This window comes from Vibrio sp. 1CM8B, from assembly GCF_023161685.1.
GTDB classification, from domain to species: Bacteria; Pseudomonadota; Gammaproteobacteria; order Enterobacterales; family Vibrionaceae; genus Vibrio; species Vibrio coralliirubri.
This window is the reverse complement of record NZ_JALNTU010000025.1, coordinates 1-11,392: the sequence shown is the minus strand read 5'-3', so window position 1 is coordinate 11,392 and position 11,392 is coordinate 1. Positions and strand designations below refer to the sequence as shown.

Annotated in this window: 8 protein-coding genes and 2 tRNA genes; 4 read left to right on the top strand and 6 right to left on the bottom strand. The window is 45.1% G+C overall.

Annotation, left to right across the window (positions count from 1 at the left end; translation table 11 throughout):
- Positions 1-193: 193 nt before the first annotated feature.
- A complete protein-coding gene (gene ilvY / locus MSG36_RS23700; RefSeq protein WP_061039866.1) occupies positions 194-1,084 on the bottom strand; it encodes an HTH-type transcriptional activator IlvY in 891 nt (296 codons plus the stop codon).
- Positions 1,085-1,230: 146 nt separating this feature from the next.
- On the opposite strand from ilvY, the gene ilvC reads away from it, so the two are divergent.
- The gene (gene ilvC / locus MSG36_RS23695) at positions 1,231-2,715 is read left to right on the top strand and encodes a ketol-acid reductoisomerase (protein ID WP_017061965.1); all 1,485 of its coding nucleotides are present in this window, start codon (positions 1,231-1,233) and stop codon (positions 2,713-2,715) included.
- A gap of 273 nt (positions 2,716-2,988) precedes the next feature.
- Here the strand turns inward: ilvC and MSG36_RS23690 are convergent, their stop codons facing one another.
- From MSG36_RS23690 to MSG36_RS23675, 4 genes are all read right to left on the bottom strand, one after another.
- The gene (locus MSG36_RS23690) at positions 2,989-3,240 is read right to left on the bottom strand and encodes an accessory factor UbiK family protein (RefSeq protein ID WP_009848085.1); all 252 of its coding nucleotides are present in this window, start codon (positions 3,238-3,240) and stop codon (positions 2,989-2,991) included.
- 119 nt (positions 3,241-3,359) lie between these two features.
- Positions 3,360-6,482, bottom strand: a complete 3,123-nt coding sequence (locus MSG36_RS23685; RefSeq protein WP_048612411.1) for a multidrug efflux RND transporter permease subunit — start codon at positions 6,480-6,482, stop codon at positions 3,360-3,362.
- A gap of 11 nt (positions 6,483-6,493) precedes the next feature.
- Entirely contained in the window at positions 6,494-7,600 is a 1,107-nt protein-coding gene (locus tag MSG36_RS23680) for an efflux RND transporter periplasmic adaptor subunit (RefSeq protein ID WP_017629443.1), read from the bottom strand.
- Between the two features lie 18 nt (positions 7,601-7,618).
- Positions 7,619-8,200, bottom strand: a complete 582-nt coding sequence (locus MSG36_RS23675; RefSeq protein ID WP_017629442.1) for a TetR/AcrR family transcriptional regulator — start codon at positions 8,198-8,200, stop codon at positions 7,619-7,621.
- 180 nt (positions 8,201-8,380) lie between these two features.
- Here MSG36_RS23675 and rep point away from each other — a divergent pair, with 180 nt between their 5' ends.
- Positions 8,381-10,399: a DNA helicase Rep gene (rep, locus tag MSG36_RS23670; protein ID WP_017061960.1), complete on the top strand. Its 2,019-nt coding sequence runs from the start codon at positions 8,381-8,383 to the stop codon at positions 10,397-10,399.
- 81 nt (positions 10,400-10,480) lie between these two features.
- On the opposite strand, the gene MSG36_RS23665 is transcribed toward rep, so the two are convergent.
- Entirely contained in the window at positions 10,481-10,894 is a 414-nt protein-coding gene (locus MSG36_RS23665) for a cytochrome c5 family protein (protein WP_017063036.1), read from the bottom strand.
- Between the two features lie 298 nt (positions 10,895-11,192).
- On the opposite strand from MSG36_RS23665, the gene MSG36_RS23660 reads away from it, so the two are divergent.
- Both MSG36_RS23660 and MSG36_RS23655 read left to right on the top strand, forming a co-directional pair.
- Positions 11,193-11,269, top strand: a tRNA-Arg gene (locus tag MSG36_RS23660).
- Between the two features lie 48 nt (positions 11,270-11,317).
- Positions 11,318-11,390 (top strand) — tRNA-His (locus tag MSG36_RS23655).
- Positions 11,391-11,392: the final 2 nt, after the last annotated feature.

The following is an 11,392-nucleotide window of genomic DNA, read 5'->3' as shown; positions in this document are numbered from 1 at the left end:
TGGTCGAAAGCACCGGTCTTGAAAACCGGCAACCGTTAATAGCGGTTCTAGGGTTCAAATCCCTATCCCTCCACCACCATTAGAAAGCCCGCTGAGAAATCAGCGGGCTTTTTTCTTATCTGCGATATACATAGATAAAAAAGGGAAGAGCACTGACGTGCTCTTCCCTTTTTTGTGTTTAAAACAATGATGACTAGTCCGCTAAATATTTCCCTTCTGCGACTTGCCAGAACGCTCGAATTAGAGGGTTATCTAGCTGCGCTCGCTTACAACATACGCCTAATTCAAATGGTTTGATGGGCTCTATCTTTAAGCGGTCAACTTTATCTCTTACTGGACTGTTGTTTATGACCACATCGGGTGCGATACCAATCCCACATCCTAGAGCTACCATACTTACAATTGCCTCATGACCTGATACTTGAGCATAAATATTAGGTTTAATCTTCATCTTCTTAAACCATGCATTAGCGCGTTCACGAGCGGTACCTGCTTCAGGGATGATAAAAGGCACTTCGTTCCAGTTTGGTTTATCAGATTGCAGTTGCTGGCTAAAGCTACTCACACCAGATGGAATGATGACTGACAGTGGAATATCGCTGATGGTTTCGAATTCTAACCTTGAAGGAAGGATGTCTGGCTTTGCTGAGATAGCGATATCCGCTTCATCGTTTAAGATCTTGTCGATGGATTGAGCTGGATCACCAGTAGAGAGCTTAAATTCAATATACGGATGAATAGCCCTAAATTCGGTTATGAGTTCAGGTAGGTGACTGTAGCTAGCCGTTACTGAACAAAATATACGTATCTCACCTTTAAGCTCTTGCTCTCCGCCCTTCAGGTGAAGGTTATATTGCTGCCACTCTCCCACGATGCTTAATGCTACAGGCAATAGGTGTTTTCCTGCAGGGGTCAGATCAACACTGCGGTTGTCTCTGATTAGCAGTTCTTGTCCTGTTTCCTCTTCAAGCTTTTGTATCTGGCGGCTCAGCGCTGAAGGACTGACGTGCATAGCAGCAGCGGTTTTGCTGAAACTCTTGCTGTCGCATAAATGTATAAATAATTGTAGAGATTTTATGTTCATGTTCTGCGATCGTTTCCATGTTGCATTTATTGCAATAACTAATTGTGAATATATCACTTTCAGCAACGGAGTGTCTGTTTTAGTATGAAGTCATTCGATAGAGAGATATCGACCTTACGGACTTATTTTTAAAGGAGTGCCCTAGAATGGCTAACTATTTCAATACATTAAACCTTCGTGAACAACTAGACCAATTAGGTCGTTGCCGCTTTATGGATCGTGAAGAATTCGCGACAGAAGCTGAATACCTTGAAGGTAAGAAAATCGTAATTGTTGGTTGTGGTGCTCAAGGCCTAAACCAAGGTCTAAATATGCGTGATTCTGGTCTAGACGTATCTTACGCTCTACGCCAAGCGGCAATTGATGAAAAGCGTCAATCATTCAAAAATGCTGATGAAAACGGCTTTGTTGTGGGCAGCTACGAAACGCTAATCCCTCAAGCAGACCTAGTAATCAACCTTACTCCTGATAAGCAACACACAAACGTTGTTGAAACAGTAATGCCTCTAATGAAGCAAGGCGCTGCTCTTGGTTACTCTCACGGCTTTAACGTTGTTGAAGAAGGCATGCAATTACGTGCTGACCTTACTGTAGTAATGGTTGCACCTAAGTGTCCAGGTTCTGAAGTTCGCGAAGAGTACAAGCGTGGCTTCGGTGTACCAACACTTATCGCTGTTCACCCAGAAAACGACCCTAAAGGTGAAGGTTGGGATATCGCTAAAGCTTGGGCTGCGGGAACTGGTGGTCACCGTGCTGGTTGCCTAGAGTCTTCTTTCGTAGCGGAAGTTAAATCTGACCTTATGGGTGAGCAAACAATCCTTTGTGGCATGCTACAAGCGGGTTCTATCGTATCTTACGAGAAGATGATTGCTGACGGTATCGAACCTGGCTACGCAGGTAAGCTTCTACAATACGGTTGGGAAACGATCACTGAAGCACTTAAGTTTGGTGGCGTAACTCACATGATGGATCGCCTATCTAACCCAGCTAAAGTTAAAGCGTTTGAGCTTTCTGAAGAACTTAAAGACCTAATGCGTCCGCTTTACAACAAGCACATGGATGACATCATCTCTGGTCACTTCTCTAGCACAATGATGGCTGACTGGGCGAACGATGACGTGAACCTACTAGGCTGGCGTGAAGAGACAGGCGAAACGGCATTCGAAAACTACCCAGCTTCTGACGTAGAAATCTCAGAGCAAGAGTACTTCGACAACGGTATCCTAATGGTTGCTATGGTTCGTGCAGGTGTTGAGCTAGCATTCGAAGCTATGACGGCATCAGGCATCATCGACGAGTCTGCTTACTACGAATCTCTACATGAGCTTCCACTAATTGCAAACACAGTTGCTCGTAAGCGTCTTTACGAAATGAACGTAGTAATCTCTGATACTGCTGAGTACGGTAACTACCTATTCGCTAACGTAGCAACACCGCTACTACGTGAGAAGTTCATGCCTTCAGTAGCAACAGACGTAATCGGTCGTGGTCTAGGTGAAACATCTAACCAAGTTGATAACGCTAAGCTAATTGAAGTAAACGAAGCTATCCGTAACCACCCTGTAGAGTACATTGGTGAAGAGCTACGTAGCTACATGAGCGACATGAAGCGTATCGCTGTAGGCGGTTAATTAGTCGCTTAGATACTGATAAATTTGCAGAAAAAGCGAAGCTGTATCACTAACTCCTTACAGGTTGGAGTTATAAATAAGCAACACAACATCTAATAGAAGGCTTGGTCGCCGTTGACCAAGCCTTTTTGCTTTTAGTAACAAAGCCTTATAAATCAATTAAATGAATATTGCTTGATAGGTCTTCGTCGATTTTCAGTTCTTGATTGATCTTCAGAAATACAAAAGGGTTGGTGCTTTCACACCAACCCTTTCAGTTTTCTTGCTTTACGCTTACTTATCGGCAATCTTTGCTTCTAAGTCCGCTAGCTTTTGTTCCATTTCAGTTAGCTTTTGACGAGTGCGAAGCAGTACTTGTGTTTGAACATCAAACTCTTCACGGCTCACAACGTCTAGCTTGTTTAGTTGGCCTTGGATAACCTGGCGAACTTTTTGATCTACGTCTGAACCAAGCTCTTTTACTGGTTGAGGCATAGAATCGTGGATCTGCTTAGCAATCTGCTCTAGTTTTTTTGGATCAAACATATCAATTAAAACTCCTGAATATTTACCACTATTCTATTTAATCACACTTGAGATGTCGCCTATGGCGTATAAAAAAAGGCCACCGAAGTAGCCTTTTTATTGTTAATACGACTTAGCGATTACTTATTATCAGCTAATTCTCTGTGTGCTGCTTTTGCTTCATCGACGCGGGCTAGCTTTTCTAGATCTTTGTCTTCAACAAATACAGGAAGAGGTTTGTGTTTTTCAGCCAAGTAGCTGTAAATCACTGGCAGTACAAATAGCGTGAAGATCGTACCAATCGCTAGACCAGCAACGATTACGATACCAATACTAAAGCGCTGAGCTGCACCCGCACCACTTGCGTACATCAGTGGAATTAGACCCGCGATCATCGCAGCTGTAGTCATCAGGATTGGACGAAGACGAACCTTCGCAGCTTCCATTACCGCTTCGATACGAGTTTTGTGATGATGCAGCTGTTCTTCTTTTGCAACTTCACAGATCAAGATACCATGCTTGGTAATCAGGCCGACCAAGGTGATCAAACCCACTTGCGAGTAGATGTTCATCGTTGCCGCACCCCAAGCCAGAGCGATTAGGGCACCACAGATCGCCAGTGGTACAGATACCATGATAACCAGTGGATCTTTCAGAGATTCGAACTGAATCGCCAGTACCAAGAAGATGATAGCCAGTGCGAGACCAAAGGTCGCGTAAAGTGCGCTACCTTCAGTTACGTATTGGCGTGCTTCACCCATGTAATCGTGGTTGTAGCCACTAGGAAGCTTATTCGCCGCCGTGTCTTCAAACCATGCAATTGCATCACCCATTGCAGCGCCCGGAGCAGGTACCGCACCAATCGTAGCTGAGTTCAATTGGTTGAAGTGAGGAAGAGAACGAGGCTCTGCCACAACATCAATCGTAATCAAACTACCTAGTGGTACAGCATTGCCGTCCGCAGCACGTACGTAGTAGTTATTCATCGATTCAGGGTTTAGACGGAATTTACGTTCAACCTGAGGGATAACCTCGTAAGAACGACCATTCAAGTCGATACGGTTTACGTAGCCATCTGACATCATGGTACCTAGCGTGATACCGATATCTTGCATGGTCACGCCGTATGCGCCCGCTTTATCCTTGTCGATGTGTACTTTCATCGTTGCTGAGTCGTAGTTCAGATCGAGATCCGAGTATACGAACAGTGGGTTTGTCGCTACATCAGTCAAAATGTCAGTGGTGATCTGGAACAAGCTCTCAAAACTGTTTGGTGTTGTAATAACAAACTGAATTGGAAGACCTGAACCTGCACCTGGTAGTTCTGGCATTTGGAAGGCAGTTACTGCCATTCCTGGAACATCTTTAACAAGCTCACCTACACGGTTTGCTACTTCTGATTGACTCGTCTCACGTTCACTCCAAGGCACCATAGATGCGATACCAAACGCTTGGTTTGCATTAGGCACACCTGTAAATACCTGCGCGTAAGCGACTTCTGGCTGATCAGACAGAATCTTGTTTACGTCGTTCATGGTATTTTGCATGAAGTCTAAGTTTGCATTCGACGGTGCAGTACCCATCAGCATGATTACACCTTTATCTTCTGAAGGTGCTAATTCACTAGGGATGAACTTAAACAGCATCGGCAAGCTTGCAAATACGATGATCGCAAAACCAATGAACACTGGACGGTGATTCATAACCGCGCCAAGCATACGCTCGTAACGGTTAGTCATGCCATCCAAAACGCTATGAACTTTCTGCTCAAATTTGCTCGGCTCAGCGTGAGCTTTAAGCATTTTTGAACACATCATTGGCGATAGCGTTAGTGCCACGATACCCGATACAAATACAGAACCGGCTAGGGTTAATGCGAACTCTTTAAACAGCGAGCCCGTGATACCACCCATCATCGCGATTGGAGCGTATACCGCACCTAGCGTTAGTGTCATTGCGATAACAGGAACCGCAATCTCACGAGTACCGATGATCGCAGCGCGGAAAGGAGACTCCCCGAGCTTGATATGCCTGTCGACGTTCTCAAGTACCACGATCGCATCATCTACCACCAGACCGATGGCGAGTACCATTGCCAGTAGCGTCATCAGGTTCCAAGAGAAGCCCATTGCCTGCATTACCATTGCCACACCAATCAAAGACAGTGGGATAGTAACGATAGGGATCAGTACCGCTCGGAATGAACCTAGGAACAAGGTAATTACGATCAATACGATTAATGCCGCCTCAAGAATGGTCTTGATAACCTCTTGAATTGACTCGTTAATCGCAATGGTTGAATCGTACATTACGTTCATCGAGATGTTGCTTGGTAGGTTCTTCTCTAGTTGAGGAAGAAGCTCAAGTACATCTGCAGCGATGTTAATTGGGTTCGCACTTGGTGCCGCATTAATTGCTGCAACAACCGCTTCCTGACCGTTCGCACTTGCACGGTAAACGTCGTGGCTTTTCTCTAGAGAAACCTTAGCGATGTCAGACAGACGAATAATCTCACCTTCACCACTTCTAACGACTAAGTTCTCTAACTCTTCAGTGTTCGATACTTGCGTGTCGGCACTGCCGTTATAAAGAACAAATTCACCCGTTGCTTGACCCGTAGCTGATTGGTAGTTGTTCGCATCCAATACCGCCATAACGTCAGTTGCAGTTAGGTTTACTGCCGCCATTTTTGATGGATCTAGCCACACGCGCAGTGCGTATTTCATACCACCATATAGGTCAACTTTAGATACACCATTTACCGTGAATAGTTGCGGGTTGATTACACGCTCTAGATAGTCGGTAATTTGGCTCGACACCAACTCATCACTGGTAAAACCAATGTAGAGTACTGCTGTCGTTGAACCGGTAGACATGGTTACGGTTGGATCTTCGGCTTCTTTAGGAAGCTGAGAACGTACCGAGTTAGTCTTGGCCAGTATGTCAGACAGCGCCGCATTCGGGTCGGTGTTCAACTTCATGTTCACGGTAATAGTCGAACTACCGAGCACAGAAGAAGAAGTCATATAGTCGATGTTATCCGCTTGAGCCACAGCCTGTTCGAGGGGCTGGGTGATAAAGCCTTGGATAAGATCGGCACTTGCACCGTAGTAACTCGTGGTTACGGTTACGACGGTATTCGTCATTTCAGGGTATTCACGCACCTGCATTTTGAAGATTGCTTGTAAGCCAAGCAGCGCAATCAAAAAGCTGATGGATACCGCTAGAACTGGACGTTTAATAAAAACATCAGTAAAGCGCATTGTGCCTCCAGTTACAGCTTAGGTGTTTCAGATGGTGGAGTGATTGCATCACTTTCAACAACCTTAACTTTGGCACCGTTACTTAGACGTACTTGGCCAGAAGTTACAACCGTATCGCCGGCTTTAACGCCTTCAAGGATGTGTGCAATATCAGCTGTACGCTCACCTACTTTTACAACATGTTGAGCAACACGTTGAACGCCGTCTTCTTCAGTCAGGATGTAAACATTGTCACCGTACAGAGTGAAAGTAATCGCTGTTTGAGGCAGAGTTACTTGGTTCTCTAGTTTAGGCAGAATGATGTTAGCGCGAGCGAACATACCGCTACGAAGCTTGCCATCATTATTTGGAATGTCTGCTTGAACTTGGATAAGACCACTTTGGATGCTTACTGCGGGTTCAATTGCACTGATAGAGCCTTCAAACGGTGTCTCTGGGTAAGCATCAACAAAGATGTCGATAGCCTGGCCAACATTGATACGAGAGATATCTGTTTGAGAAACTGTGAAGCGCAGACGCATGACACTGGTATCTTCTAAACGAACGATATCGGTACCCGATTGTAGGTATTGGCCTAGATAAACGTTACGAATACCAACAGTCCCGTCGAATGGTGCGCGAATTTCACGACGCTCGATCGATGCCTTTAGGCTTTCAATGTCAGCAGATAGAGAGAAGTAGTTCGCTTCTGCTTCATCGTACGCTTCTTTAGAGATAGAACCTTTCTTGAATAGACCTTGGTAACGTTTGTATTTTGCTTTCGCAGCAGGCAAACGAGCTTCAGAACTCTTTAGGTTTGCTTTCTCTACGTCAGAATCAAGACGTACCAGTTGCTGACCATTCTTAACATCAGTACCTGACTCGAAAGAGATCTGGTCAATAACACCGCTGGTTTCGTTCGCTAGTGTCACACCTTGGTTAGGTTCGATGAAGCCGATAGCTTCAATCACTGGAACCCAGTCGATCGGCTGAACTTCAGTTACCGTTACTGGAAACTCTGGTTCAGGGCGGTTGGCCATATACTCAGCAATTTTTTGTTGTTTGAACATGTTAAACCCAATAACGCTGCCGAAAAGTAGTACAGCGATGAGTAACATGAAGAAAGTCCACTTTTTCATTATGGTCAAAACTCCGATCTAGTGTTTAATTATTGCGTCCCAACTAGCTTCGATTGCAGATTCTAGTTCTGCTTCATCAAGTTGGTAAAATCCTAAAGAATGCTTGCGTGCTAGAGAAACACTAGCCGCCAAGCTCAATCCACCTAATACTTCATTGTTAAGTGGTTTAAACAATCCTTGTTCTTTCCCCTCATTAAATAGCAGCTCAACTTGGGCAAACATTTTACGTTCTAGTTCCCTGAAGTTTAGGCTATTTGTGATGGGTAGAGAGTCATACTGAACCCGATTTTTTATTGCGGCTAAATTCGTTCCTGCTAAGTTCCATATGTTCAACCACATAGTACGGTAGCGTTGTTTAATTGGATCCGAATCATTAACCCCTTCTTGAACAGCATCAGCTACTCTTTGAGTCACGAGCATTCGAACATCTTCTATCAAATGCTCTTTATCATCGAAGTAGCGATAGATAGTGCCTGCAGCCACTCCCGCTTCTTTGGCTAATTTTTGCATTGAAAGGCCTTGGAAACCGACCTCTGCAATTAGCTTTTCAGCTGCAGAAAGTATTTGCTGGCGTTTATCCCGAGGTGCATGAGTTGTCATATTTCAACCACCAATGAATGAACGTTCATTCATTATAGCCTAATAACCATACACATGTGCAACAAAGTTTTACATATTCAGCGTAAAAATCTTGTATAAGAGAACGTAGCATTCGTGCTGTTGCAGCATTATTATAGGCGCGCAATTGAATTCGCCCCTCTAGACCAAACTGAGAATCAAATGAAACTGAACCCAAGACAAGATGAAGCCGTGAAATATGTTTCGGGCCCCTGCTTAGTATTAGCGGGCGCTGGATCCGGTAAAACACGTGTTATCACCAATAAAATTGCTTATCTGGTTCAGGAATGTGGCTATAAGGCGCGTAATATTGCGGCGGTGACCTTTACTAATAAAGCGGCACGCGAGATGAAAGAGCGTGTTGGGCAAACTCTGGGTAAGGGCGAATCGAAAGGGCTGATTGTTTCGACCTTTCATACCATGGGTTTAACCATCATTCGTCGTGAATACAAAGCGCTGGGTTTGAAAGCGGGTTTCTCTCTGTTTGATGACCAAGACCAACTAGCTTTGTTAAAAGAGCTAACAGAGAGGCAGATCGATGGTGATAAGGATTTGCTACGCGCTTTAATGAGCACCATTTCGAATTGGAAAAATGACATGCTGACGCCAGATCAGGCGAAAGCACGTGCTCAAGGCGAACAAGAGCAGTTGTTTGCATTCTGTTTTGAGATGTACCAGAAACAGATGAAGGCATACAACGCGCTTGATTTTGATGATCTGATCGCGATGCCTGTATTGTTACTGAAAACCAATCAAGAGGTACGTGAGCGCTGGCAGTCGCGTATCCGCTATTTGTTGGTCGATGAATACCAAGATACCAACACCAGCCAATATGAGTTGGTTCGCTTACTGGTGGGAGAGCGTGGTCGCTTGACGGTAGTCGGTGACGATGACCAATCTATCTATTCATGGCGTGGTGCAAAACCGCAAAACTTGGTGTTGCTGGGTGAGGACTATCCAAATCTTCGCTTGATAAAACTCGAGCAAAACTATCGCTCAACTAGCCGAATATTACGTGCGGCGAACATCTTGATTGCTAATAACCCACACGTTTATGAAAAGTCACTGTTCTCAGAGATCCCAGACGGTGAAAAGCTCAAGGTACTGAATGCTAAGAATGAAGAGCATGAAGCTGAGCGTATTACCGGCGAGATCATCGCCCACAAGTTTTTGAACCGTACTGAATATAAAGATTACGCAGTGCTTTACCGTGGTAATCACCAATCTCGCTTGATTGAAAAAGCGCTGATGCAGAACCGTGTGCCTTACAAGATCTCTGGCGGTACCTCTTTCTTCGCGAGAGCCGAGATTAAGGACATCATGGCTTACCTGCGTGTGTTAGTGAACCCTGATGATGACAACGCTTTCCTACGTATTGTAAATACACCGCGTCGTGAGATCGGTCCGGTGACGCTTGAGAAATTAGGCAGTTACGCCAATATGCGTGGTAAGAGCTTGTTTGAAGCCAGTTTTGAGATGGGCTTAGAGCAGACGCTGACGGGTCGTGGTTTAGAGAACCTGCGCCGTTTTGGTGACTGGATTGTTCGTATCTCAGACAATGCAGAGCGTGGTAATACGGTTGAAGCCGTTCGTTCTTTGGTTCGTGACATCAACTACGAAGATTGGTTGTACGAAACCTCAGCGAGCCCGAAAGCCGCTGAAATGCGAATGAAGAACGTCTCTGATCTCTATAGCTGGATTGTGGCCGATCTTGAGGGTGACAACTACGATAAAGAAGAGAAAACCCTGCGCGAGGTGGTTCAACGTTTAACGCTGCGCGACATGATGGAGCGTGGTGAGGATGATGACGATGCAGACCAAGTTCAATTAATGACACTGCATGCATCGAAAGGTCTAGAGTTCCCGTATGTATTCCTGATGGGTGCAGAAGAGGGCATCTTGCCGCATCAAACCAGTGTTGATGAAGGCAACGTAGAAGAAGAACGTCGTCTTATGTATGTGGGGATTACTCGAGCGCAGAAAGAGCTGACCTTTACTAAGTGTCGTGAACGTCGTCAATATGGTGAATTAATCAAGCCAACACAAAGCCGCTTCCTTGATGAGCTGCCGCACGATGATGTGGAATGGGAAAGCGTTAAGAAGCCTCAATCCGCTGAAGAAAGAATGGAGAAAGGGCAGGCGCACATTGCGAATATTCGAGCGATGTTCAACAAAAAGTAATGCTCTGCATTTATAGCATTATATAGAAGCCAATAAAAAAGGTGACCAAGAGGTCACCTTTTTTGAATCTGGCATTTTTAATTACAGACCGGCAATCATGTGCTCGATAGCATCTTTGATTTCGTCGTCTGAACAGTCCATACATGAACCTTTCGCTGGCATCGCATTGAAACCGTTGATTGCGTGGTCAGCTAGGATGTCGCGACCTTGAGCAATACGAGGACCCCAGTCACCAGCATCACCTGTTTTAGGTGCGCCACTTACGCCAGATGCGTGACAAGCGATACAAAAGGTACCGTAAACTGCTGCGCCATCACGAGGGCCTGTTGGTTCTGCGGCTACTGGCTCGCTGCCGACTAGGTAAACTTGGCCAACTGGTTTGATGCGTTCAGCAATTGCATCGTGCTCCGCTTCGCTTAGGCCTGCAGCCATTGCGCCAGTTGAAAAGGTTAAAACTGCGATGACAACGCTTAAAATTCGACGAGACATATCCATTAAACTCACTTTACATTCCCAAGGTAAGTACATGCTTACCAATTTATAGTGTTGGAAGGGTGTTTTGGCTTTAACCAGCAAAGAGCAACTGTTAAACCAATGTAAATAATGGGTGATTATATCCCGATAAGTTGTTGCAATAAACAACAACTTATAAGCTGTGGCGGGTTGTAGTACTCAAATAAGGGGTTTATCACATATTAACTGTCGAAAAAGAGACCAAACAGAAAAAAAAGTTAAAAAAGTACTAGACGGCATTGGGTGATATACGTATTATTCCACTCCGCCGACAGGGCATGCGCCTGTAGCTCAGCTGGATAGAGCGTTGGCCTCCGGAGCCAAAGGCCGAAGGTTCGAATCCTTTCAGGCGCGCCATCCGGTCTCTTACTTCGGTAAGTGAGAAATTGGCAAAAAGAAATAATGGTGGCTATAGCTCAGTTGGTAGAGCCCTGGATTGTGATTCCGGTGGTCGCGAGTTCGAATCTCGTTAGCCACCCC